Origin of the sequence: Lentisphaera marina (genome assembly GCF_028745505.1) — a bacterium.
GTDB lineage: Bacteria > Verrucomicrobiota > Lentisphaeria > Lentisphaerales > Lentisphaeraceae > Lentisphaera > Lentisphaera marina.
Map to the genome: position 1 here is coordinate 1,417,751 of NZ_JAQZZL010000002.1, position 26,399 is coordinate 1,444,149.

Annotated in this window: 22 protein-coding genes; 17 read left to right on the forward strand and 5 right to left on the reverse strand. The window is 39.5% G+C overall.

Features of this window, described 5'->3' with window-relative positions:
• The first annotated feature begins 211 nt into the window (after window positions 1–211).
• From PQO01_RS16655 to PQO01_RS16705, 11 genes are all read left to right on the forward strand, one after another.
• Complete coding sequence (locus PQO01_RS16655) at window positions 212–1,600, forward strand: sulfatase (protein ID WP_274315243.1); 1,389 nt, start codon at window positions 212–214, stop codon at window positions 1,598–1,600.
• Window positions 1,601–2,989, forward strand: a complete 1,389-nt coding sequence (locus tag PQO01_RS16660; RefSeq protein WP_274315244.1) for a sulfatase — start codon at window positions 1,601–1,603, stop codon at window positions 2,987–2,989.
• A gap of 70 nt (window positions 2,990–3,059) precedes the next feature.
• On the forward strand, window positions 3,060–3,950 hold the full coding sequence (locus PQO01_RS16665) for a carboxylesterase family protein (RefSeq protein ID WP_274315245.1): 891 nt from the start codon (window positions 3,060–3,062) through the stop codon (window positions 3,948–3,950).
• Between the two features lie 13 nt (window positions 3,951–3,963).
• Window positions 3,964–5,340, forward strand: coding sequence for a sulfatase-like hydrolase/transferase (locus PQO01_RS16670; RefSeq protein ID WP_274315247.1), 1,377 nt, complete (start codon window positions 3,964–3,966; stop codon window positions 5,338–5,340).
• A 145-nt stretch (window positions 5,341–5,485) separates the two neighbouring features.
• Window positions 5,486–6,184: a type II secretion system protein gene (locus PQO01_RS16675; RefSeq protein WP_274315249.1), complete on the forward strand. Its 699-nt coding sequence runs from the start codon at window positions 5,486–5,488 to the stop codon at window positions 6,182–6,184.
• 152 nt (window positions 6,185–6,336) lie between these two features.
• Window positions 6,337–7,035 carry a type II secretion system protein gene (locus PQO01_RS16680; protein WP_274315250.1) on the forward strand — a complete coding sequence of 233 codons (699 nt, stop codon included), beginning with the start codon at window positions 6,337–6,339 and terminating at the stop codon, window positions 7,033–7,035.
• Between the two features lie 104 nt (window positions 7,036–7,139).
• On the forward strand, window positions 7,140–7,835 hold the full coding sequence (locus PQO01_RS16685; protein ID WP_274315251.1) for a type II secretion system protein: 696 nt from the start codon (window positions 7,140–7,142) through the stop codon (window positions 7,833–7,835).
• Window positions 7,836–7,850: 15 nt separating this feature from the next.
• On the forward strand, window positions 7,851–9,413 hold the full coding sequence (locus tag PQO01_RS16690; protein WP_274315252.1) for a sulfatase family protein: 1,563 nt from the start codon (window positions 7,851–7,853) through the stop codon (window positions 9,411–9,413).
• Between the two features lie 265 nt (window positions 9,414–9,678).
• Window positions 9,679–10,200, forward strand: a complete 522-nt coding sequence (locus PQO01_RS16695) for a sigma-70 family RNA polymerase sigma factor (protein ID WP_274315253.1) — start codon at window positions 9,679–9,681, stop codon at window positions 10,198–10,200.
• Window positions 10,193–12,049 carry a LamG-like jellyroll fold domain-containing protein gene (locus PQO01_RS16700; protein ID WP_274315254.1) on the forward strand — a complete coding sequence of 619 codons (1,857 nt, stop codon included), beginning with the start codon at window positions 10,193–10,195 and terminating at the stop codon, window positions 12,047–12,049. The genes PQO01_RS16695 and PQO01_RS16700 overlap by 8 nt, the downstream gene beginning before the upstream one ends.
• Before the next feature lie 230 nt (window positions 12,050–12,279).
• A complete protein-coding gene (locus PQO01_RS16705; protein ID WP_274315255.1) occupies window positions 12,280–13,437 on the forward strand; it encodes an alpha/beta hydrolase in 1,158 nt (385 codons plus the stop codon).
• 67 nt (window positions 13,438–13,504) lie between these two features.
• On the opposite strand, the gene PQO01_RS16710 is transcribed toward PQO01_RS16705, so the two are convergent.
• Window positions 13,505–14,368 (reverse strand): helix-turn-helix domain-containing protein, encoded by an 864-nt coding sequence (locus PQO01_RS16710; protein ID WP_274315257.1) that lies wholly within the window; start codon window positions 14,366–14,368, stop codon window positions 13,505–13,507.
• A gap of 122 nt (window positions 14,369–14,490) precedes the next feature.
• Between PQO01_RS16710 and PQO01_RS16715 the strand changes: the two genes are divergently transcribed.
• The 4 genes from PQO01_RS16715 (at window position 14,491) to PQO01_RS16730 (ending at window position 18,087) form a co-directional block, all read left to right on the forward strand.
• Window positions 14,491–15,669, forward strand: coding sequence for an AGE family epimerase/isomerase (locus PQO01_RS16715; RefSeq protein WP_274315258.1), 1,179 nt, complete (start codon window positions 14,491–14,493; stop codon window positions 15,667–15,669).
• Window positions 15,666–16,511: a carbohydrate kinase family protein gene (locus PQO01_RS16720; protein WP_274315259.1), complete on the forward strand. Its 846-nt coding sequence runs from the start codon at window positions 15,666–15,668 to the stop codon at window positions 16,509–16,511. The genes PQO01_RS16715 and PQO01_RS16720 overlap by 4 nt, the downstream gene beginning before the upstream one ends.
• Window positions 16,512–16,517: 6 nt before the next feature.
• The gene (locus tag PQO01_RS16725) at window positions 16,518–17,378 is read left to right on the forward strand and encodes an aldose epimerase family protein (protein ID WP_274315260.1); all 861 of its coding nucleotides are present in this window, start codon (window positions 16,518–16,520) and stop codon (window positions 17,376–17,378) included.
• A gap of 346 nt (window positions 17,379–17,724) precedes the next feature.
• On the forward strand, window positions 17,725–18,087 hold the full coding sequence (locus PQO01_RS16730; protein WP_274315261.1) for a CoA-binding protein: 363 nt from the start codon (window positions 17,725–17,727) through the stop codon (window positions 18,085–18,087).
• A 14-nt stretch (window positions 18,088–18,101) separates the two neighbouring features.
• Here the strand turns inward: PQO01_RS16730 and PQO01_RS16735 are convergent, their stop codons facing one another.
• The 3 genes from PQO01_RS16735 to PQO01_RS16745 form a co-directional block, all read right to left on the reverse strand.
• Window positions 18,102–18,755, reverse strand: coding sequence for a YdcF family protein (locus PQO01_RS16735; protein WP_274315262.1), 654 nt, complete (start codon window positions 18,753–18,755; stop codon window positions 18,102–18,104).
• A 17-nt stretch (window positions 18,756–18,772) separates the two neighbouring features.
• Window positions 18,773–19,438, reverse strand: a complete 666-nt coding sequence (locus tag PQO01_RS16740) for a type II secretion system protein (RefSeq protein WP_274315264.1) — start codon at window positions 19,436–19,438, stop codon at window positions 18,773–18,775.
• 169 nt (window positions 19,439–19,607) lie between these two features.
• Window positions 19,608–22,958, reverse strand: a complete 3,351-nt coding sequence (locus PQO01_RS16745; protein WP_274315265.1) for a glycoside hydrolase domain-containing protein — start codon at window positions 22,956–22,958, stop codon at window positions 19,608–19,610.
• Window positions 22,959–23,137: 179 nt separating this feature from the next.
• Between PQO01_RS16745 and PQO01_RS16750 the strand changes: the two genes are divergently transcribed.
• Both PQO01_RS16750 and PQO01_RS16755 read left to right on the forward strand, forming a co-directional pair.
• The gene (locus PQO01_RS16750) at window positions 23,138–24,715 is read left to right on the forward strand and encodes a beta-N-acetylhexosaminidase (protein ID WP_274315267.1); all 1,578 of its coding nucleotides are present in this window, start codon (window positions 23,138–23,140) and stop codon (window positions 24,713–24,715) included.
• A 25-nt stretch (window positions 24,716–24,740) separates the two neighbouring features.
• Window positions 24,741–25,217 (forward strand): GNAT family N-acetyltransferase, encoded by a 477-nt coding sequence (locus PQO01_RS16755; RefSeq protein WP_274315268.1) that lies wholly within the window; start codon window positions 24,741–24,743, stop codon window positions 25,215–25,217.
• Between the two features lie 57 nt (window positions 25,218–25,274).
• On the opposite strand, the gene PQO01_RS16760 is transcribed toward PQO01_RS16755, so the two are convergent.
• Entirely contained in the window at window positions 25,275–26,345 is a 1,071-nt protein-coding gene (locus tag PQO01_RS16760) for an ROK family transcriptional regulator (RefSeq protein ID WP_274315269.1), read from the reverse strand.
• Window positions 26,346–26,399: the final 54 nt, after the last annotated feature.

Below are 26,399 nucleotides of genomic sequence, written 5' to 3' on the forward strand. Positions count from 1 at the left end.
ATCGAACTGAAGTTTATCATAAGCCGATAGCTTAACAGCTTAAAAAATGCCGATTAAAACTCGGCATTTTTTATTATATACACTTTACCAAGCTATATAAACAAAGAGTTATTAGACAATAATCAGCAATAATTCATTAAGCTTTTGTCTTTGTCTGCATAATAAAAGTCAATACAACGTTATTAACTTTTAATAGAGGCATAATTTCAAAATGCAGACAAATAAGCGAATGAATAAACTAACCATTACTCTCACAACATTATTACTCATGGCTTTCAGTGCCATTTGCGAACAAAGTCGTCCCAATGTTGTTTTTATTGTGTCAGATGACCTTAATTGCTATTTAGGCGCTTATGGAAACAAAGATGTCATCAGCCCCAACATCGACAAACTTGCCGCAAGAGGCACGGTTTTTACAAAGGCTGCTTGCCAATTCCCTGTATGCGGCCCCAGTCGATCATCTTTTATGACTGGGCTTCGTCCAAATACCGTTGGCATCGTTTCAAATGGCCCTTCCCTCTACGAAACTAATCCAGGCATAAAATCTATCCCCTCTTACTTTAAGAGTAGTGGTTATGTCACTGCTCGTGCAGGAAAAATTTTTAATCATGTTGATAATAACGAAAAAACTGATTGGGATTTTATTCTTGATGGCGGAATTAGTCCAGAAGGTCGTAAAAGAGCCAACACTGGTGAAGAAATTCTTGTGGATGCAGGACATATTCACTGGAACGCCATGTGGAGAAATCCGACATGTAAAGATGAAGACCTCCCTGATGGGGCTAATACTCTTTCGGTCACTAAATGGATCAAAAAGAAGAAAGATAAACCTTTTTTTCTAGCCATGGGTTTTCTAAAACCTCATAGACCTCTCATTATCCCCAAAAGGTATTATGACCTTTACGAGCCCAATAAGCTTTATCAGTCTTGGCAGAAATATGCTAATGAAGAACTCCCTTCCACGGCGAGAAATACCTCCGGCAAAAAACTCGAAGCAGCTATTAATGAAGAACAACGCATTGGACTTAATCACGCTTACTACGCATCCATTTCTTATGTCGATGCTCAAGTTGGAAAAATCATGATGGCTCTTGATGACGCCGGAGTAAAAGATAACACCATAGTTGTTTTATTTGGTGATAACGGTTACCACTTAGGTGAACATCGCACCTGGGGGAAAAACATGCTCTTTGAGCCCTCCGCTAGAGTCCCACTTATCATTGTGGACCCCGCAAAAAAAACGCTTCGTAGCTACGATAAAATCGTTGAGTTAATTGACCTCTTCCCTACTTTAATCGACATGTGCGATCTGCCAAAACTTAATGAGTTAGAAGGTGAGTCGCTACAAGCTGCCATACACGGAAACTCAAATCCTGTAAAACCTGTAAGCTATAGCCAAGTGGATGTACGTAAGGGTTGGACCATTAGAACCGAGCGCTGGAGACTTATCAATGCGGACCCCGCAAAAGAAACCTTACTCCTTTTCGATTTAAAAAATGATCCCTATGAACTCAACAATCAAATCAATAACCCAGAGCGCAGTGCTTTGGTTTCTAAACTCAAAAGCCTCGCGGCAAGCAAAGGATTTAAGGTAAAGTAAATGAAAAAACTATTATCATGTGCCATTCTTCTGAGCAGTTTCTTACTCCATGCTAAAGAAGATAAAATGAACGTCTTGTTTATTATGTCTGACGACCTCAACGTCGACATAGCCTCTTACGGACACCCCGTAGTTAAGACACCTAACTTGGATAAGTTGCGCTCCAAAAGTGTACTCTTTTCACAGGCCTATTCTCAATACCCACTCTGCAATCCTAGTCGCAATTCCATTCTCTCCGGAATGTACCCTGGTACAAGTGGTTGCCTAAGTAATGCTGATCAACTACGTAAGACAGCGCCAAATATCACAACCCTACCAGAGGCTTTTAAAAAACAAGGTTACGAAGTGATCTCTACAGGTAAAATCTTTCACCATGAAGACCCTCAGAGCTGGACTGGTATCACTAACCTGAGAACAGGAAAACTCCAGCCCAAGGGAAAACCGTACAGCTTTTACCGCCCAGCCTTTGATGAAAGACAAACTATCGGCGAAGGCCGCAATCTCACTGATGGCGAATTAGGCTTCATGACTTGGCGTTCTGTAACTGAAAAAGAAGAGATCTTATTTGATTCCAGAACAGCGCGCTGGACAAACAAGCACCTCGAAGGACTTGCTGAGAATAAAAAACCTTTTTTCCTCGGCGTAGGCTTCAGTCGCCCCCACGATCCTTTCTTTGCTCCCAAGCGATTTTTTGACATGTACCCACTCGAATCCATTAAACTGCCGGAAACCCCTGAGAATGCCTCTGAAGTTCCGATGATTGCCTATTACGATGTTTTCAAAAGAGCTTTCGATAAAATGGATACTCAGAAACGTATGGAATTTGTACGTTCTTACTACGCAAGTATCTCCTACATGGATGAACAACTTGGACTTGTTTTAGACAAACTCGATGAATTAAATTTAAGTCAAAACACCCTCATAGTTTTTATCAGTGACCATGGTTACCAGGTCGGTGAAAAAGATTATTTCAACAAAACTCTTCTCTTCGAACGCTCCTGCCGTGCTCCGCTCATGATCAGCAGCCCTAAACTCAAAACTAAGGTCACTAAAGTCGATAAGATCGTTCAGTTCCTTGATGTTTTACCTACTATCACAGAAATAAGTTCTGTTCCTACACCAGAAACTGCAGAGGGGCGCAGCCTACTCCCCCTAATGAAAGGTGAAAAAATAAAATGGGATGAGCATGCTTATTCTTATGTAAATGCCGACCGCTCAGTTCGCACTAAGCGTTACCGCTTGATCAACTGGAGAGGTCAAAAGGAAGCGCTCTACGATCACCAGCGCGATCCTGGCGAACATTTTAATCAAGTCGACAACCCTGAGTACAAAGAAGTTTTGACGAGACTCAGGAGTAAACTCAAAGAAATTCCCGAATTTAAAAAGTAAGAACGTAATATTTCCGCGAACTTACTTATTGACTCTATAAGAATTTTATTGATAAAAAAAGACATGATTCATGATTAAAACTTTACTCTCAATTATATACTCCTTATTTCTTTTCGGATTTTTAATTTACTCTCCGGCAGAAGCTAAAGACAAAGATAAAGTCCCAAAAAAGTTAAAGGGCCTTTTCGATAGCGGTCTTCATGAACCGGGGAAGTATGATTACATGCCCTACCGACTCATGAAGCCTATTGACTACGATTCTTCGAAGTCATACCCACTTATCCTAAGCCTTCACGGTGCCGGTGGAAGAGGCACAAATAATATCAAAAACCTCAAAGACTGGCACATCTATTTAAGTGAAGAAAAACTTCGTAGAAAACATCCCTGCTTTGTACTTTCCCCACAGATGAATTCCAATTGGACCTTCAAACACCGCAGGGATCCCAGTAAAAAAGGACCTTTGGCTGTAAGCCTTGAACTTATCGAAGAACTCAAAAAAGAATACTCGATTGATGCAGATCGCATCTATCTCATTGGTCATTCTCTTGGTGGGCAAGGAACCTGGCTCAGTATTTGGAATCGCCCCGAATATTTTGCCGCGGCTATACCTAGCGCAGGAGCGGGATTCCCAGAAGGCTGGCACATAAAACTTGATCCAAAGTACGACAACATCGATTACTCAAAATTTAAAAATGTCCCCGTTTGGGCCTTTCATAGTGACGATGATCAAACCATCCCCGTAGGTAAGAGCCGACTCATTTTTGACGCCATGAAAAAAGCTCAGGGCAACATGAAGTACACCGAAGTCAGTAAGGTAGGACACGCTGCATACGAATATGCCTATACTTACGAAGGCGATACTCAATCAGGATATAAAACAGAACTAGCCAGCCCTCAATGCGACACAAGTGAAAAGGTCTGGGATTGGCTCTTCTCAAAATCACTTAAGAATAGAAAATAAGGAAAAAATCACAATGATAAATTCATTTGAAAAAATATTTCTTGCTCTGCTTTGTGTGAACTTTGCAGCTTTGGCAAATTCTAAACCCAATGTCATTTTAATCGTTTCAGATGACCAAGGATACGCTGATGTGAGCTACAATCCTGAGCACGATGACTACATCAACACGCCGCACACCGATGCTCTGGCAAAATCAGGTATCATCTTTCATCGGGGTTATACCTCTGGTTCAGTTTGCTCAACCACACGTTCTGGTTTGATGACAGGTCGTTACCAGCAGCGTTATGGTATTTACACAGCTGGCGAAGGTGGTAACGGCACTGATCTAAGTGTAAAATTCATCCCTAATCACCTCAAAGACGCCGGCTACAAATCTATGGCCTTTGGCAAATGGCACCTTGGCCATGAAATGAAATACCACCCTCTTCACCGTGGTTTCGATGACTTCTACGGTTTCATGGGACGTGGTGCACGCGACTTTTTCCGTTTAGAAAAAGATTATGACGGAAAATTTGGGGGCCCTATCTTTCGCGGTCTCGAAGCCATTGACGATAAAGGATACCTCACTACGCGTATCACTGAAGAAACCGTGAAATTCATCGAAGAAAATAAAGATCAGCCATTCTTTGCCTATGTTGCTTACAATGCGGTTCACGCACCCGCTCAGGCTCCGGAAGAAGATGTAAAGCCTGTTTCCGGCAGTGAAACCCGCGATATTTTAGTTGGCATGCTCAAACACCTTGATCACGGCGTTGGCGAGATCGTTAAAACCCTTAAAAAGCATGACATCTACGAAAACACAATCATTTTTTACTTATCTGATAATGGTGGTGCTGGAGCAATGGACGCTGACAACACTCCTCTTCGAGGTCTAAAGCATGATATCTATGACGGCGGTATTCGAGTTCCTTTCCTCATGTCTTGGCCCGCACAAATCAAAGCTGGCCAAGAGACTCAATCCCCAATTATCTCACTTGATATTCTCCCTACAATATTAGATGCGGCTCAACTTCCTGCTCTATCTGATATTGACGGTGAAAGTATTCTTCCTGTGGTAAAAGGAAAAAAGGACAACCTAGATCGTCCTTTCTTTTGGAATCATGGTGATGGCAAAGCTGGTATACAACTCAACAACTGGAAACTAGTTTTTTATAAGGGCAAGTCTGAGCTTTATAAAATCGACGATGATATCTCTGAAACAAAAGACCTTATCAAAGCTCACCCTGAAAAAGCAGCTGAACTCACCAAGATCTACGAGAAGTGGCTTAACGAAATGGCTCCACCTAATGCCAGCAAAACAATTGTTAGGTGGGAAGGTTCTACTGATACTGATAAAAAGAAGAAGAAAAATCCTAAGAAGGGAAAAAACAAAAAAGAGAAAAAGTCTTAAGCTTCTTGATTATACAAAAATTCATCGAGCTCTTTCTTTGCGAAGTCCGCAAAAGAAAGGGCTCAAAATAGAAAAGAAAACTTGCGGAATAAATAAAACAATTATATAATATACCATTATTGGTTCATTTTAGGAATGTACTTAGATGAAAAAACATAGCAAATTCACTTTAGTTGAACTACTTGTCGTGATCGCAATCATTGGAATACTAGCATCCTTATTACTCCCCGCATTAGGTAAAGCTAGAAAAACGTCTCAAACGGCCTTATCCATTAATAATTTAAAACAAATATCTATCGCTTCAATGATTTACGCTGATAACAATAATGGCGTATTATGTAACTCCGACAGTAATGCCCATCCGAGAAACAATTCCGCAAGTACTAATTGGGCAAGAATGATTTACGAAGGCATGTTTGGAATGTTTTCCTTTAATTCAGCTACCGCAAGAGATGAAATGGATAATGATTCCAGATATAAAAAAATGATGTATTGCCCAGTCCTACTAGGTGAACGCGCGCCAATTGTCAGTAGTCAACATGGGCACTCAGGATACAGTATGAATAGATATTTTGGCAGAGATCAAAATGATTTTACCTTAAACAACCTATCAGGAAAAATTGAACCTTATATTATACCTGGTACAGCCTCAAGTGCTTCTAACGATGCTCATGCCGATATAGATTTTAGAGGCTCCAGACTCGAACTCAATAATGGCTACCCCGCTTATGCCTACAATGGAAAAACTCTTGCTTTATTCATAGGCGGCCATGTTGAATTCATGAGTGCGACACAAGGTGCATCGATCAACGAAATTGTGAATGACAGAAACGACTTTCAGTAGAATAGATCTAATCAAAGCTGCAAAATTAGTAATTACACTTTCCAATCAGCATTCAAAAAAGATTAACTTTTTTAACATTGGCACATAAATAGGCGTAATATTCTTATATAAACCAATATATACCATTAAAGGTATATAAAAGGTTTAACAAAATGACAACAAACAATACAAAGAAATTCACTTTAATTGAAGTTCTCGTCGTAGTTGCAATCATCGGAATCCTCGCATCATTATTACTCCCCGTATTAGGTAAAGCGAGAAAAACGTCTCGTGCAGCGTTGTCTATCAATAATTTAAAGCAGATTCATATGGCTACATTGGTCTATGCTGACAACAACAATGAAATATTATTTAACTCAGATAGCAACTCACATCCAAGAAATAATGGTGATGACACCTTCTGGGCGAGAATGGTCTACGAAAGCTCATTTGGAATGTTTTCATTAAATAACAATGACGCTCAAGATGAAATGGCTAGTAGCTCTTATAATTCAATGATGTTTTGCCCTCTTTTACTCGCTGAACGTGACCCTATTGAACACAATGCAAGTGGTCGATCAAGCTACAATATCAACAGGTATTTTGGCAGGGACCAAAATGATTTCACCTTAAACAATCTCGAGGGGAAGATTGAGCCTTTTATTATGCCAGGCACATCTTCAAACGCCAAGTCTGCCCATTCCGCCACAAATTTAAAACATACTGAATATGGTACGAGTCAAAGCCGACCAGCTTATGAATACAATGGAAAATCCCTCGCACTCTACCTAGCAGGCCATGTTAATTATATGACCGTTGGCCAAGGGGCACTTATTCAAGACTTAGTGAATGATAATCAAGATTTTCAGTAGAACGAGAATTCATATAAATTTAAAATTTTATCTAAAAATGATTAAGGTTTTTGGGATGACTTAATACATACTTACAAATGAATATTAATTGTATGGTGTACTAGATGAACTGCAAAAGAGCTATAAAATTCACTTTAATAGAATTACTCGTCGTGATCGCAATTATTGGAATTCTCGCATCACTGCTCTTACCTGTCCTTGGCAAAGCGAGAAACACTTCAAAAACTATTGTATCCAAAAATAATTTAAAACAATTATATACCGGTGTCTTAATGTATGCTGACAACTACGATGGCACAATTTGCTATCCTATCAGCAACCCATACCCGATTGCTGCAGGTTTTGTTCATTGGCGACGTTTAATTTATGAAGATATGACAGGCAAGCAATTTACTCTTAATCCAAATGCTGCAACTGAAATGGCCGAATCCAACTACAATCTTCTTATGAACTGCCCAATCATAAGAGCGAACCGAAATGAGACTATTCACAACGCAGCTGGAGAAGGAGATTATTCTATGAATCGTTATTTCCAAAACGACCAACAGGCTAATTTTAATAATTTAAGTGGTTTGGGAAAAATAGAACCTTTCCTTGTTCCAGGGGGAGGAGCTGCAAATCAAACTACTGCGGCAATTTTATATTCTTCTAACAATTTTTATAATGGGCATACAGGTGTAGGATATTACTACGATGGAGGTAGTTTTGGTTCATACATCGATGGATCTATACAAAGTTTTAGTTTTGCTCATGGCGCCTCTATACACTCCCAAATCTCAACCAAAGCTGATTTTCAATAAATTAAAGATTTATCTATGAAACAACTCTCTTTTCTCTACATCCTATTTATATCTTTTTTTCTTTATGCCGATAAACCTAATATTATTTTTATAGTTACTGATGATCAACTTTATAAGACTCTTGGCTGTTATGGAGGTAACTCTTTAACCCCAAATATTGATAGCCTCGCTGAAAACGGTATGAAATTTACTAATGCTAACGCGGCCAGTACGGTGTGCTCCCCTGCCCGCTATGCCATTTTGACGGGTCGTCATCCCTCTCATTGTAAAGACCCTCATTTCCTCAAAAGAATGCCAGAAAACACCGCTATGCGAATCGAGAATTTTGTCTCTCTGGAAAATGACAAAAGAAACATTGCCGGAGAACTACAAAAACACGGTTACACAACTGGCTTCGTGGGCAAGTCACATATTTCCGAACACTTTAGTGCAGGCGGAACTAAGCTTTGGGAAAAACACGGTCTAAAAGTCTACGGACAGCAAGACGACCCTAAAGACCCTAAAGTAAACGAAAAAATGCAACACAATCATCGTGTCGTCTGCGACATGATGAAGAAGCATGGCTTTGATTATGTCGATGCCTATTACCTAGCCAATACCCGTGAACTTTGGAATGATGCTCTCAATGTTCACAATGTTGAATGGACGGCAAATGCGGCAGCGAATTTCATCAATCAAAATAAAGACAAGCCCTTCTTTCTCTATTACTCCACTACTGCTCATCACGGTCCTGACCCAGACATTATGAAAGGCAAAGAATTCCCTTTTTCTTTGGACGCTGATATTCGCATGACTGGTGCCGGTTTTGTACCCGAAGGTTTCGATATCATGGAAGACAGGCAGAAAACTAAGGAAAGAGTACTCAAAGCCGGCTATCCTCTCCGAACTGCCGCCTATACTTGGCTCGACAATAGCATTGGCGTCATACTCAATAAACTTCGTGAACATAAAATAGAGGATAATACCATTATCGTTTACATGAGTGATCATGGCTTCGAAAAATATCAAAAGGCCACTTGTTTCGAAGGAGGACTAAAAATACCCATGATTATTCAATGGAAAAAGGGGGTCTCTCAAAGTCGAGTCAGTAATCAACTCATTCAATCCATTGACTTAGCGCCCACCCTCTTTGATATTTGTGGGATTGAGCCTGCGAAAGAGTTAAATCTCGATGGCAAAAGCATCCTGCCCATACTCAAAGGCAGCGAGAAAGAAATACATGACTTTATTTATGGAGAAATTGGTTATGCGAGAACCATAAAAAGCCAAAAATGGAAATACATCGCTGTGCGCTACACGGATAAAGTACACAAACAAATTGTCAAAGGCGGACAATTCTCATCTTACAAAGGCGATATCCTAGATGTACCTTATCTCGTCAAAAACTCTCATCTCGGTTATTATTCCTCTGCACAAAATAAAAATTACTTCATGAAAGATCAACTTTACCGTATTGATAAAGATCCTGAAGAAAAAAACAACCTATTTGAGAGCAACCCTGAGGTCGCTGAGAAAATAAAAAAAGCACTCTCTCAGCAACTATCCAAATTCAATCGCCCCTTTGGTGAATTGAATTAAGGTTTACAGAGAAAAAACCACTATACACAAATTCATTCATTACCGTCTTACCGCTTTATCCTCAAGAATAAAATGACTTTGACATGATTCTTGTATACAAAAAATATTGAAATAAATATTTTTTTCATCAAAATACCGTAATAAAGTCCCTATTCTGCATATTGAGCTAATATAGAGAAGTTATAATGAGCACTTTTCGTTCTAATGTTCTGTTTTTTATATAAGACCTTAGATCGTATAGTACGGCAAACATACAGGATTTATTATGGATATTGATCAAACAGAAGATTTCATCGAATTGATGACATCTTTTCAGGGTAGACTATACGCTTTTATTTTGAGCCTTACTGGTGATCCCAATGGAGCCAATGATATACTTCAGGAAACCAATATAATTTTATGGAAAAAATCTGGTGAATTTGAAATGGGTAGCAACTTCAAGGCTTGGTCTTTTCGAATTGCCAACTTTCAAGTCATGGCTCAACGCCAACGAAAAATGCGCGATCGCCTTGTCTTTGATGATGAAATGATTGAAGAAATTATTTCTGAGTCCACTGAAGCAGATGAACTTTACAATATTAAAAAGGGGAAAATTGATAGTTGCATGAGTCAACTCCCTGATAGACAGCGCGACCTCATAAAAATGCGTTATACCATAGGAAAAAGTGTTAATCAAATCGCAGAAGACCTGAAAAGTACAGCTAACTCAATCGCCCAAGCCCTCTTTCGAGCAAGAAATAATTTAACTCAATGCGTTAAAACTTTGAAAGGTCAGTCATATGAATAATGATGAATTACAAAAGCTGATTAATCAGCTGCTCGAACAATCAATTTCTGATGACGATTTTCAAATTCTCAAAAAAGAATTAAGGAACTCAAAACAATCTCGCCTTCACTACATAGAGCTCTGTCAGTCACACAGTATCCTAGCTGAAAAATTTAATGCTTTGATATTCGAACGTCCGTCCACAAGAAATATTCAAGAGGAAGCGCCGCAAGTGCCTCACAGTAGTATGGATAAAAATGAAGTGCACAAGCTTATCAATCAGCTGCTCGAACAATCAATTTCTGATGACGATTTTCAAGTTCTTAAAACTGAACTCAAAAAATCTAAAGAGGCTCGACTACACTATCTTGAGCTCTGTCAGACTCACAGCATCCTCGCCGAAAAATGTAATGCACTAATTTTTGAACGCCCTGAGCCAAGTGCATTCAAGCCTAAACTTGATGAAGATGAGGATGTAAATAAAAACCGAATTATCCCCTTCCTTTCCATCATCACCTCACTAGCAGCCCTTTTTATAGCCGTGTTTATTATAGACCAAAAAAGGCAACCGATTAGCACTCAGGGAGAAATTATTAATACGACTCCTTTTAGAGGAGAAGCTATTGCCAAGGTCAACAAGACCATAGGTACTAAATTTGAATATGGGGGACTCGATGGCCAGGAAATTAAACCTGGTTCCTGGCTTCCCGCTGGCCCCTATGAACTTAAAAGTGGTGTTTTAGAAATTTCCTATAACAATGGCGTTTCCACAATCATAGAAGCCCCCTCTCGTTTTATCATTGATTCCGAAAACACCCTTCATTGTCAGTCAGGACGACTTTCAGCCAATGTTCCTGAGAGTGGTCAAGGTTTCACCGTAGTTACTCCTTGTGCTTCAATTATTGATCTTGGCACTGAGTTTTCAGTTATAGTCAAAGAAAATGAATATGTAGAAGCTCATGTGTATAAAGGGCAAGTTCGCGTAGAATGGGGTGGTCAAGATAACCCCTCTGAAAAATTACTTAATGCGGAGAACGCACTACGAATTATCTATCAATTAGCTGACAATAGTAAATTCGTAGAAACAATTGCCGCTGGCATCGACCTTAAAAGAGATTTCTTTCTCAGAAACCTCAATGAACCCGAGTCTGAATACAGTAAAGAAATTTTATCTTTAAACCCTGTACTCTACTTACCCATGGATGTTACCGAAGATGGCAATATTTTTAAGGATTGGTCCAACTATAAAAATGATGGCAGGGCAAACATTCGTACGAATCAATCCACCATTCTTGCACGAGGTAAAAGTGGTAATGCTCTGCGTTTGGCAGGAGTCAATCACAAATCATTTATTCACGTTACCAATTATCCAAAAGCACAATTTAATGAAATCTCTGTTACGGCTTGGGTCAATGCTCACAGCCGCCCTGAATGGGCCACAATTCTTAAGAATTGGGACGCTTTTGAATATGGCCAATTTCACTTCGGCTTAAATAAAGAAGGACATCTAGATGTAGAAATCCAGGACCTTGAAGGCGAGCGGCACCACATTACTGAAGACATCCCTATTCCAACGGATTTATGGCATCATGTCGCTTTCGTTCATGATGGTACATTTGTCACGCTCTATCGCAACGGCAAAAAGCTTACTAAAGTTCGTGTTAATGGTTTAAAAGTAAACCCACATGTTAAAGGTCTTGGTATCGGCACCAAAGTATCTGGAACTGATGGTAAAGCTGACTATGGTAATCCTGGTCACTGGAATGGACGTCTTGATGAAATAGCGATTTTCAATCACGCACTTAGTTCTGACCAAATAAAGGTACTCAATAGATCTGGTCGACTTCTCAATAAAAAGCACGAAGATTAATTGAGCTTAGTTCAGTAAGTTTATTCATGATGAGCATAGCCTTTTGATCAAAGGCTAAAGAACTGACAAAAACAATTTCAGCTTCGAGAATTCTCATACAGGAAATCCTTTTACCAGCTTCAAAGCATAGATGATACTTTGAATTACAAAAGGTGCTGTTTACCTAAAGTCATTTTAGACATACTGTGGTGTATGATAATTAATCTAAACTTTAATCAAGCGAGACCTGAATGAAGAAGTTTTTAAGTTTACTCATCCCTTTTGCCCTTCTAAGCACCCCCTGCTTTGCTGATAATAAAACACCGCAGAAAACAAAAAAAGTTAAAGTTCAAAAAAAGAAACGTCCCTCTCCACCCACGCGATCTTACAAAGATGCTGGAGCACCGACATTCAGTTTATTAAGTGAAGTAAAATCACTCAGAGAAATCCTTGATAAGAATGGGAATTATGTCGCTAGCCCACTTTATAGCAAAGCTCCAGAAAGCCAAAAAAATGATACTGTCCCACAGGGGAAAATTCACCAATTTAAACTTTTTTCTAAAGACGGTTCTATCTACAATCCGGGTATTGCGAGAAAAGTATTTGGTACTCCCGACCCAAACAATCCCAATACACTCATTGTCGATACCCACGATATTGATTTCGAAAGAGTCATCACAGTTTATATTCCAACACAAAAAAGCCTCACAGCTGACTATCCTTTTACCATTGTCCACGACAGTACGAAATCGATGAATGCCAATTTAAAGGGACTTAATATTATTTGTGATAATTTGATCGCTCAAAAGCGCATCCCTCCTATGATTCTTATTGGAGTCGCTAATGGTGGTGGCGATGCTCAAGGTCATCAGCGTGGGAAAGAGTACGACACTATGTCAGGCCTCTTAGCCGAATATATAGAGTCTCATGTTTTACCTGAAGTTGAAAAGCGCTATCGAGTTAAATTGACAAAAAATTCTGATGCTCGCGCCGTTATGGGAGTTAGTTCGGGTGCTTCTGCGGCTCTCGCAATGGCTTGGTACCGCAATGACCTCTACAGCCGCGTAGTCAGCTTTTCAGGTACTTTTGTTAACCAACAATGGCCATACAACCCTGAAACACCCGGTGGTGCTTGGGAGTTTCATAAAAGTCTTATCCCCAATAGCCCCAAGAAAGACATTCGCATTTGGTTAGCTGTTGGTGACCGCGATCTACTAAATCCCAATGTCATGCGCGACGACATGCATGATTGGGTAGAAGCTAATCATAGTATGGCTAAAGTACTCAAAGCTAAAGGCTATGATTACCAGTACTTTTTCTGTGAAGATAATAAGCATGGCATGGGTCCAGCTAAGAACCAATTCATGCCCCATGCCATCGAATGGGTCTGGCGCGATTTCAAAAATTGAGCAAGTAAAGAATTAATGAGTGATCCTCTAGCTAGTTGTTCACCAATTAATTCATATAAAAATCATCTCAATTTTCACCAGTCTTATTTTCACTAATCCAACTGCCACCCAATACGGCAATATCTCGATCAGGTTCCACTAAGTAAGACTTATTCTTATCACGGTAGAGGCTTGGACTTTGTCCCACAATTTTCCTGAATTGTTTATTGAAATACTGCGGATCTTCAATTCCTACCAAGCTACCCACTTCGTTAATAGTCATATTACTTGTTGTTAATAGAGATTTAGCGGTATCGATGCGTTTTTTTAAGACATACTGAGCTACCGTACAGCCAAATTGCTTTTTAAATTTTTTCGCTAAAGTTGGAGAAGTAATATTCAACTTCTTCGCCAACCAGGCTGTCGTTATATAATTTTTTAGGTTGTCATCAATGAGCTTAGTCAACTCTGCCCAGTGAAAATTACTACTGCTTCTGGAATGGTCTTTAGGACGACTGAGTCGCGCCAGTGATAGAAGCAAGGCTTGTAAACGAAAAGAAGCTTCTAGCTTATCCACTGAACCTGACGAAGTATTAAACAAGCGGCTAATAAGTTTTATCTGTTCAAGAATACGCAGACTGTCTGTTCCTAATTTATGATAGCAGTTGACTGAGAAAGTATCACCCAAACCCTTCCAGAAAAAATGTATACACCAATGTCGACCGGGTTGATCTGACAAGTAAGCATAAGTCACTTCAGGCGCTTCCAGGGTAACATCTCCTGATTGAAAGGTGTATTCTTCATTTCCCAAACGTATAATACCATCATACTCATAAAAATGTATTGAATAGCTTTGCTGGTTGTAAGTAAAATCAAAACCGGAGTTGAGCAATGGGTACTCACCAGCACGATCAATTTCCGGGAGAGAGAGCAATGGACACGAAACAATCATTTTATACCAAAATAAACTTTATTATACCAGTTAAAAAATACCATATAAATAAGAATATCACAAAAGAAAGAGAAAACAAACACCTTATATTTACTACAATTAAAAAATAAAGGACTCACTCAATGAATGCATTTAGAACAACAGATTTTATTGATCAGCACATTAGCGGTATCGTCGATTTTTATCAAAATCACGCAATCGATCCTGACGGTGGTTTTTTTCAAACTCTTGACCCTGAAGGTAAAGTTAGTCATCCCGAACAAAAACACTTGGTCTCTTCGGCACGACTCAGTCTCGTTTTTGCTTTGAGTGGAAAATACTTTTCTAAGCCAGAACATCAAACACTTGCTAAAAGAGGCATCGATTTCATCGAAGAAAAGCACTGGAACGAGCAAGGTCAGGGCTATAACTGGTCGCTCATTAATAATCAAGTTGATGATGCTACGAACCACTGCTACGGCCTCGCTTTCATGTTATTGCTCTACTCGCAAGCTCACTTATCAGATGTGGCTGATTATAGTGATAAAATTCATCAAGTCTTTGACTTAATGGAAGAGCGCCTGTGGGAAACAGAATATGGACTCTATGCGGATCAAGTTAGTGCCGACTGGGCTGTAACTGATAGTTATCGCGGTCAAAACGCCAACATGCACGCCTGCGAAGCTATGATCTCCGCCTTTGAAGCTACTCAAGATGAAAAGTTCCTCAAACGTGCAATCACAATTGCAGAAAACATTTGCATCCGTCAAACCAAAGGCACCGATGGTTACATTTGGGAACACTATGATCAGGACTGGAATGTGGATTGGGATTACAATAAAGATGACCCAAAAAACCTCTATCGTCCCTGGGGGTATCAACCCGGTCACTTTATCGAGTGGAGTAAGCTCTTACTCTTGATTCATAAGCATTCTCCTCAGGACTGGTTAATTAAGCAAGCTGAGTATCTCTATGAACATGCCATGAAACAAAGCTGGGATGATGATTTTGGAGGCTTACTTTACGGCTTTGGCCCAAACGGTGATATTTGTGATGACGAAAAGTACTTTTGGGTACAAGCCGAAACCCTCGCCGCACAAGCCCTCTTGGCAGAAGCTACTAGCAAAGACTCTTACTGGCAGGACTACGACCGCCTTTGGTCTTACTGCTGGGAGAAATTTAGTCGCGAAAAACATCAGCCCTGGCTACGCCTACTCAACCGTGAAGGTGAATGCATAGATCCTAACGTTGCTTCACCGGGAGCAAAAATTGATTATCATACAACTTGCGCATGCTTTGAAATATTGAAGGTACTAAAATGAAAAAAGTAATTGCTATCGGAGAAGTCCTCTGGGACGTCTTCCCAACAGGAAAAGTTTGGGGTGGAGCCCCAGCCAACGCTATTTGCTATGCTCAGCAGCTCGGTCTTGATGCTTCCATGTTCAGTGCGATCGGTAAGGATCAACTGGGCGCAGAACTCCTGGAGGCTATTAAGAATGTAGACTTTAACTTAATTGCCTCTAAAGTTGATTACCCCACGGGTTCAGTCAATATCACCCTCGATGAAGACGGTAACGCTTCCTATGAGATCGTTGTGAATAGCGCCTGGGATTTTGTCCCCTTTGATGAGGATTTAAAACAGGCAAGTTCCCAAGCCGATTTAATCCTCTTTGGTACCCTGGCTCAACGCAATCAGGTAACACGCGAAACTATCCAGCAATCAGTCGCCAATAAAAAAAGTACTGCCAAAGTTCTTTGTGACCTCAACTTACGCCAAAAGTTTTATAACCGTGAAATCATTGAAAACTCTCTACAGATCTCCGACTTCCTTAAAATCAATGAAGAAGAACTAGTCGTTTTAGAAAAAATGTTTGATAAACCCCTTCAGGCTTTAATTGATCATTTCAATCTAGAATTAGTCATACTCACTCTTGGTGCTGATGGCAGTGAAATCCATCAAGGAGAACAATGCTTCAAACACGCAGCTATTCCTGGTAATGTCATTGATACTGTAGGAGCTGGCGATTCATTTACTTCCTGCTTCATTAGTCATTACCTGAATGATGGTGACATTGCATCAGCACAAGCTATCGCTTCTAAGTTAGCCGCCCACGTCTGCGCTCACAAAGGTGCTATAGTTAAACTTCCCGATGAATTTAAGTAGAAAAAAATGTACCAATTAAAAAACAAATTTCTATCAGTCGATGTAGTCGACCCCATCAATGACCTTGCGCTCTTAGGCTCTCGCTACTGTACAGGTGGCTACATCTACCAAATTTATAACCAAGACGGCAAGGCCCTACTCTCAGGACCCAGCTACCCGCAAGTACCTGACACCTTTGATGGCCAAGGTGCTCCTGAAACCTTCGTCAAAGCTCTGGAAGTATCTGATAACAAAAGTGGCGACAAGTTAGCTGTCATTGGTGTAGGGACAGTCGTACGTAGTATCGATGATCATCCCTTCGATCCTCGCTTCAATCGCCAAGTCATTGAGTGGCTGGACTGGGAAGTCAGTCAAACTGAGAATTCTATAAGCATGACTTCTCAACACTCATTCCAGGACTGGGCCTATGCAATCACCTGCGAAGTCTCGCTAGAAGGCAATACCATTCATTCGAAAACCTCAGTTACCTCACTGGGTAATGATCCCTTGCCTATCCAGTGGTTCCCTCATCCTTTTTTCCCAGTACCATCCACGCAGCAGCTCTTCACTAGCTCAGTAGACCTTACTGGAGAAATCACTCACCCTTACTCATTAGACGAGTCCGGCTTTATTAATCGCCACAGCGACTTCGATTGGAAGGCCGGAGCTTACCTAGCACTCGATTTCGATAATAAAGGTAAAAGTGGCACCGAAAACTACCAAAAACATGACCTCTCTAAGGACATCCAGGTAAAAACAGATTATTCGCCAAGTTTCTACCCCATCTGGGGTAATGATAAGTGCTTTTCTTTCGAGCCCTACTTCGAAGCTCAACTCACAGCAAATCAAAGTGCCAACTGGCAGGTTTCGTACTCTATTGCCAACTAAATATGCTGGATTATCTCTTAAATAATAAGCGTAGGGGTTGCTGCTACCAATAGACTCGCAAAGATTACGGGTAACGCGATAGATATAACTTTTATAGAGTTCTTCAAATTCTTGCCAACTAATCTCGTCGTTTTCGTCCTGCAATCGTTGTATGAGGGTAATTCTAGTGAGCTTATCTGACATTACTCAAATTGATCCTTATGATTTTTCATGAAGACTGATGATATAAACTTTATGAAAAAGTAAAATTCGGCCCTTATTATCAAGATATTTTTTTCTTAAAAACCACCTAATGTCGTACATAAAAACAAAACTAGCTATGCTCAAAGAAGACTTGGAGACCAAATTGAAAAATACACTCATCATAGGAGCGAGCCCACGTAGCTCAAGCTACGCCAATATGGCAATGCATGCCTTGGAAGAAGCAGGCCACAAAACTCTACTCTATAACCCCACAGGCCGCAAAGTTGATGATCGCGAAGTCTACACTGACATCAAGGATATTCAGGAGAAAATCCATACCATTAGCCTCTACGTACGTCCCAGTCGCTTGGCTTCCATAGTCAATGAGCTTATTGCTAGTAAGGCAAAAAGAATTATCTTCAATCCCGGTACAGAAGATGATGAAATAATGAGACAATTCAGCAATGCTGGTCTAGAAGTCTTAGAAGCCTGTACACTCGTCATGTTGCGTACTCAGCAATACTAATACATTAAATGACCTTAGTTAATCAGGTGCTTTGTGTAGCCCATTCGGCAAAGGCAATTAAATGATCCCCAAACTTCTTCTGGAATCACTTGAGGTATTTGAAAGCCCTTCTGAGCATAAACATCCATGCGTTGTAAGTCACCCATCATGGCATGGATCACTTCTTCGGCATCATTGGACCCGCTGAGAAATTCTTTTAAATTAATTTTAGGTGATGAGACCGTGAATTCGAGCTCAGGCCATTGCTTTTTTGCCGTTGCATAAGTGCGTCGTTCCATATAGGGTTTTTGTACTAGGATGGCACTTTTTATTACTAAGTTATGCTTCTCTATCAAGCTTCGTGTGAATTGCAAATTTTCACCTGTATTTGTGGCTTCTTTCTCCAGAAAGATACAATCTTTGGGTACTCCCTTTGCAATTGCGATTTCCGCAAAAGTTTCAGCTTCCGTTTGCTTAAATTGTCCTGTCGTCAATCTACCCTGGGCTCCAGAAAAAATAATCTTATTCACATAGCCCTTAAAGTAGAGTTCTGCTGCGTATTCGGCTACTCTTAAGTCATTACTACCTAACACTAAGATGCAGTCAGCACTACGCACTGGCATTTGAAGGAGATGATAATTCCAGATTATTTGGAGATGTTCTAAAACATTATTAGAAACGAGTTCCAATTCTGAACTCCAAGAATTTAATTAACGAGCCAAGGCTCTGACAGCCAAGTCAACAAATGATTTATTTTAGAGGGCTGAATGTGTCCGCCTAAGTATAAATAATTACCCGTGGAATTCTTATCATGCCATGGATAGACGCCATAAGTATTGGGATAAATATTTAGATTAAAAACACCTTCCGACTGTCCTTCCGTGTGAGCTATCATATTCCCATTCAAATCAGAAATCCTGCGTTCTTCACCTTGACCATTTTCTAAGTTATTCTGAATATGTACATTAGTCCCATAACCTGAATATCCAACTCGACTAGCTGTAGCTCCTACACCTCTCCCAGCTAATTCACTTTCATCAAAACTCGGACAAGTAAAAACACCACCGTTATCATATGAATCCTGCAAAGCTGGATTATGATCTGTACTTATGGTAGTCATAATGTATTGCGCTATACCGTCATGTAGTGACCTACTATAAATACCCACATTAGGAAATCTCGTCGCTGGATAAGCCCCATCGTTATCTGTTGTATAGGAATAAGTTGCATAATACATCTGTTTTAAGTTACTCGTGCAGACAGCTTGCCGAGCTTTAGCTCGACCCTTACTCAACACTGGGAGGAGCATGCTCGCCAGAATACCAATAATAGCCACGACGACTAAAACTTCGATCAAGGTGAATTTTTTCATTTCTTCTCCAGTTCTAAATAAATTACTTAATACACTAAGTATATACACATTGATATAACTTGTCAATACACTTTATTCATTTTTTGAATTAAATAGATTGTTTTATATAATTCTAGGTTTGAATTTCGCTTCCACAAGCATTCTACACTTCGAAAATGACCCCAGAACCTTATTGATTCACTAATTCCAAAATCATCTTGTACAAGAGCTCACGAAGCTCATCATTTTTATAGGTAAAGTTCATTTGTTTCGTCGAATACTTCACTGGCGCAGGATCATAATCGTAATAATGTTTATTTAGCCATTCACGTGCTTTTGCACCTTTTGCTCCTTTCGCTAAAGAATCGAGTAACTGTAATAGTCTATAATCTTCCACGCCCTGAGTAGCGAGCTCAAATTTAATCCCGTAATCAAGTCCACCATCCATTCTCGGATAAACCATCATTGCATCATTTTCTCGACCATCTAAATCATAATAAGGATAATTCTGATGCCCATTAAAGTACCATTGAATCATATGTGCCGCACCCTTTTTATGTAGCGTAAACATGGCTTGCCCAAAGACTTCTCTATTATATTCCTCTAAAGCAATTCCTTGATTATACATACCCCATTTCTTTCCTGTAGATTCGGCATGCTGTATACTTTCTTTATTTGCCGTTGAATAAGATAGTTCATCAAAAGTACTAAAGTTAATCTCTGTTCCATAGGCACCCTTTTTAATCTCATGTGTATAGCCTCCCGTTTTTAAGTAAGGATAAAATTCCTGTACCAAGTTCAAGCGTTTAACATCGCGCTCTACTTTTTGTGAGTAACCGTGTGCTTCATCAGAAATATTAAGAACAATTTCGATTGAAGGGTACTTTTTGATGACGCCCGCTAACAGTTCTCCCGCTTGTTTATGATATTCATCCTTAGGCATCCCATGAATATTGCCTTGAGTATCTAAATTAAGTGAGCCCATAAAAGCTCCTCCATAAGAGAAAATCTTTTTAAAACCGTACTCTTGAGCAGCTACTAAACTATCTTCAAATTCATAAGAATTTAAATTTAAGATTCCATCTTTAGAAGAAAAACGTACTGGGGGCAATTCGGTGAAAGAAGTGAAACCTCTTTTCTTCAAAATTTTGAGTGCCTTGCGTATATTTTCATCCTTGTACTTACTAATCCCCTCAACTTGTAAATTATGTGCTGGCACTGGGTTGAGTCCAAAATAACCCGAAGCTAAATTCATTTCAGGTAATTCAAATGGAAAAACCTGTAGCTTAACTTTAATTTTTTGCTGTCCATTTTGTCTCTTCATTAAAACATGGCCAGTATACAATCCTGGTTTCACGTCGGTCATGTCCACAGAGTAATACAAAACTCTCGTCAAGTCCTTTTCAAGCGTCCTGCCATTTTCTGGGAAATCTCGAAAAAACAAGGGCGCCAATACGTAAGATTCATGATTGAATGACTGACTCTGATACTGATTAATGCCGTAACGCAAGTGAATTGCTGATGAGCTTATAGTATGCCCCTCTTCACTTTTCAGACCGGATACACTAAGGTCAATATGCTCACTCTTATCCAATAAGCGCAAGGCTAACATCTTGCCTGGATTCCCATTGAGAGCCGATTTTAAATCAAGTGTATCAGAAAGCATCGCTGGAATTTCATTAATCTCGATTCGTTCTGAGGGGTAATCAATTACTTCAAAATAAACGCCGGATTTTATATGCTTAGCCTCAAGGTTTTCCTGCCCCTTAACTTTACCCGCTTGAATCAAGCGGTTGTCACTCAAAAACTCATTCTTCTGTAGTTCATAGAGTTTAGCTAGAAAGGCTTTACCTTGAGTCTTTTTCGCCTCAGGATAAATAATTAGTGAATTCAGGCAAATTGAGTAATCATCACCTTTAATCTCTATCAATATTTTTCCGTCTTTCACTTGAACTCTTTTCTCAATAGGCGAAAAAATTTCTTTCAAATAAAGGTCATAGGGATTATCATCCTGACTGGGCTCAATATCAGCAAAACGTAAGAAGCGCTTCAAGTAACCCTGATAGTCATCATAATTCTCATCGAGCACAAGTTCACCATTAATTCGCACCTGCCTTTTTTTCCAAAAATGCTCATACCACATACCCAATGAATTGACATTCAATATGACTTGGTATTCTCCATTGGGAACATTAACTCTAAACGCACCATCAGTAAGAAAAAGTCCATCCCTATCCAGAAGGCTCGCATATTTAGAATCCAACTCACGCGTGATACGGGCTTTTTCAAAACCAAAGCCTACATCATCATGGTAAGTATGCTGACTTTGTATACCTGTAAAACCTTCTTGTGTCCTAAACTTTTCAAGAACAAAATCAAATGCTCGCAAACCCTCAAATTTATCCAAAGCCACACCAGGAAGTAAACGAACGTTATCGACATAGAGTTCTTCACCATTATTGGGAACTTTAATCCCCGTTGCAAACCAAACTTTTTTGATATTCGCTAAATTCAAGTAACGCTTATAGGTAACAGAACCTCTTTCCCCTACGTAAGTGCGAATTTTGAATTTGAGTTTATTCCAACCAGGAGAAAGGCGAGTTAAATGATTCAACTGATCCCAATATCCACGATGGGACCCATCATTGATGGTGAGATAAAAATCGAGCATGATATCAGTCGGGTTATAAATATCTAAAGCAATATAATCATAGGCACTCCAGTCCTTAAGATTTATTTCACCTAGATTCAAATTATTGTACTTACCTGCCTTAATGACCCCAGAAGATTTACCTTCTGTATAAAACTCAGAATTAAATTCTCGTATATAGTGAGCTTTCTTCCCCTCTTCACTTGCTTCGAAATCCAAAAGGAGTTCAGCTTCATCTGTTCTCACTCGTTTGGCTTCTTGCTTCGGAAAGCTCATCCCACAAATCCCACAATAGGCACTCTCTCTGGGCAAATAACGATAACAGCCTTCACAACGCTTACCTTTTCCAGGCTTAAGAACTTTGAAAAAATCTTTTTTACTTTTTACGAAAGTATAGGCCTTGTCATTTTCGGCAGGGGAAAATTTTACATCATCAAACCAAATCACCCCAAGCGACTTGAGGCGCACCCACAGAACTAAGGGCTTATCTTTCACCTCCACGGTAAAGCTGATTTTACTCCATTCAAAGGTACCTTTGAGGTCCTTGGTCACAAATTCCGTCCCTGATCCATTATCATAAAATATCATTATAGACTGGCCCCATTGACCACTCTCGACGCCATAGGCTCGCAGAGATAATTCGACGAGGTATTTCCCCTCTGACAAGCTTTGTTTGATGTAAGTCGTCGCTTGCTTATTTTTTGTGCATGACATCTTTACAGATCCCGGACTTACACCGCCTAGATTTTTCTCATGAATAATGACTCCGTCACCATAAGAACGCCAAGGTTCAAGACCATTATCAAAAGAATAACTTACTGCATCCAATGCCTGCTTATCTGCAAATGTGAGAAAAGAAAACAGCAAGAATATGTAATATAGATATTTCATAGCACCTCAAAATTTGTATTATTTAATCAATTAAACCTCAAAGAAAGATTTAACAAGCACAAGTCCTGTTTATTTTATTCATTTTTGGAATTAAATGGGTTTATCCTACTTGTTTTTTACGTTAAATCAGTTTATAAATTAAATACAACTCCTTTTAAAAACGAAATAATGGACCTAAAATGAACTTATATAAAATTGTATTTTATTGTATATTATCTTATTCATCAATTTTTGCGTATGATTCAATAAACATAATCCCACAACCAAATTCAATAAAAATCTTAAATTCAAAATTTAAGATAAACAGCAACACTAAAATCGTTTATCAAGAAACAGACCTCGAAAGTATAAAAATACTCAATGAGGAAATTGAAAAAAGATTGGGTTATAAATTGAAGTTAACCCGTGAACCACTAGTCGCTAATTCTATAAAACTCTCTCATAAAAAGACTGTAATAGACGAGTCCTACCAGATGAATATACAAGAGGATATAATACTCATCACTGGCTCAAAAACAGGCAAATTTTATGCTATCCAAAGTCTCATCCAACTCATTCAAACTCATGGTGAGAATCTGCCTACTTGTGAAATCCAAGATTCGCCAAGATTTAAATGGCGTGGGATGCACCTTGATGTTGCTCGCCACATGTTTCCAGTCAAGGATATTAAGAAATTTCTCCGCTGGATGGCTTATCACAAACTCAACACCTTCCATTGGCATCTAACGGAAGACCAGGGCTGGAGAATTGAAATAAAAAAATACCCAAAACTCACACAAATTGGGGCATGGAGAAGATCTACTCCCCCTTACGGAACAAGAAAAAGTGATAACAACCGCCAATACGGTGGCTACTACAGTCAAGAAGAAATCAAGGATATCGTCGCCTATGCACAAGAACTTCACATCACCATTGTTCCAGAAATAGACATGCCTGGACATATGTCTGCCGCCATTGCATCCTACCCAGAACTGGGAAATACAGATATCCAATACTATAATCCTCAGGTCATGAACCGCTGGGGGGTCTACCCATACATCCTCGCGCCAAAAGAAGAAACTTTTAAATGGATTGAAGATGTCTTGCAAGAAGTCTGTGAGCTCTTCCCCTCTAAATACATTCACATCGGAGGTGACGAAGCCCCAAAAGACCAATGGGAAGAATCAAGTTTTGCCAAAGAATTTATGAAAAAAAACAAACTCAAAGATAGCCATGAACTACAATCCTATTTCATCCAAAGACTGGAAAGTATTTTAAAATCCAAGGGTCGCAAACTCATTGGTTGGGATGAAATTCGTGAAGGTGGCTTAAGTTCGGAGGCCACCGTCATGTCATGGCGTGGGGAAAAAGGTGGCATTGCTTCAGCAAAAGAAGGCCACGATGTTGTCATGACTCCCATTAACTTCACTTATTTCGATCACTACCAAGCTCCAGCTGAAGAGGAGTTAGCAAAAGGCGTGAAATATGAAGCTATTGGTGGCTTCACTCCGATTGAAGAAATTTATTCTTATAACCCTACCCCTCAGTCCCTTACTGAAAAAGAAAAGAAACACATACTCGGAACTCAGGCACAACTTTGGTCTGAATACATGCACACTTGGGATAAAGTTGAGTACATGGCCTTCCCACGTATGGCGGCGCTTGCCGAGGTCGCCTGGACTCAAATAGAGAATAAAGACATTAAGCATTTCAAGACACGACTAAAATCTATTCAGCTGCAGTATAAACGTGCAGGGATTAATTATTATCAAAAATAGCAATAAGCTTCCACTCACTTAACTAATGAAAAAATTACACATACGAGTAGCTCAAGAATCTGATTACGAGATAATTTGCCAATTGTTTGAACAAGGTGATCAACATCATGAAAACATCCTCCCAAAATATTTCTCTACTATTCCAAAGGCGAGACCTTTAAGTGATATAATGAGGTACATTGAAAAAGCTGACGCCGAGTTTTTCCTTGCTTTCAAAAATGATATTCCCGTGGGGATTCTCAACATAAAAAAATCTTGCCTCCCAGCATTAGATTTTTTTAGAGCGCAAGAATTTGCTTTGATTGATAGTATAATTATTGATCAAAAATTCCGTCAACAAGGCATCGGTAATGTCCTACTCAAGAAGGCAAAGGAGTGGAGTAAAAACCAGAAGCTTCAGCAATTACAGCTCGTGGTTTGGAGTGCCAATCAAGACGCCATCAATTTTTATACAAAAAATGGTTTTAAAACTTTAAGTCAAAAAATGCTTCTAGAGCTTTAACTTAAATAAGTCACTTCAAAATACAGCCATATGCTTAAGCTAGACAAAGTCAGAATTTTACAGACATACCTTCTCAAGTTGAGAAATAAACTGCTGACTTGAATCAAAATAACGATCCATGAGTAAGTGAACAGCACCACTCATGATTAACTCTTCATGATGATCGGAGAGAAGCACTTCTACGCTCGTGTATTTGAAGGCTTTTTGCATATTGATTTCGCGGGCAAAGGAAGTATAAAAACTATCCGCCAACACGTCCCCCTCAAACTGAACGATGACTTTTTGGGGAACCAAATAGTTAACTAATTTTGAAAATTTCTCAGCTAAATCAATCGCAAACTCATTCATCTGAACTTCGCTCAGTTCAAAAATATTTGATAAGTTATTTTTCTCTAAATAACCATAATAAAATTGTTCGAGTTCCCCAGCCTGACCAGAAATCCCTTGATATAACTCGCCTTTTAAAACCAAAGCAGAACCAAGACCTAATAGACCTTTTCCTTTGTCCGATTCAATAAACAAAGACATCAGGTCTCGCGTACCCTGAGCTTTACCGATCACCCGCTCTCCCCATAGAGCTGTGCGGGCATTATTTTCAAGAACCACTAATAAATCATTCAATTGAGGAATCTCACGGACTTTACTAAGTAGAGGATAAGATTTTAAATTCCATTCAGTAGAAGCTACAATTTCACCACTTTGTCCATCGACAATCCCACTGACAGACAGCACAATTCCGAGCAGCGATTTTTTCTTGCATACCTCTTCCAACTGAAGCAAGCACTCTTCCATGGTCTCACAAGCTTCTTCAACCCTCTCCTTGAGCAAAGCTCCACTAAAGTCATAAAAACTATAGCGGTTTCCTTTTTGAGTGAAGTACACTGACAAAAACTCACCTCCTTGACCATCAACTTGCCATAAAACACTTGGTCTACCTTTGGCAGGAGTTATCATATCGGAAACTTTTACAAGTCCTTGATTTTTCATGACTTCAAATAAATTAAAAATCGAAGTTCGCTTTAAATGCGTTTGTTTAGATAGGTCAACTTGTGTTCGGGGTCCTCCCAAGTGCAACTCATTCAAGATTCTCACGGCATTAGCCACTAGTTTTTTATCACTAATTCTCATTATTACATCAATCCAAATCAAAATTTTAAAAGCATCACTAACTTAGTTCATTTT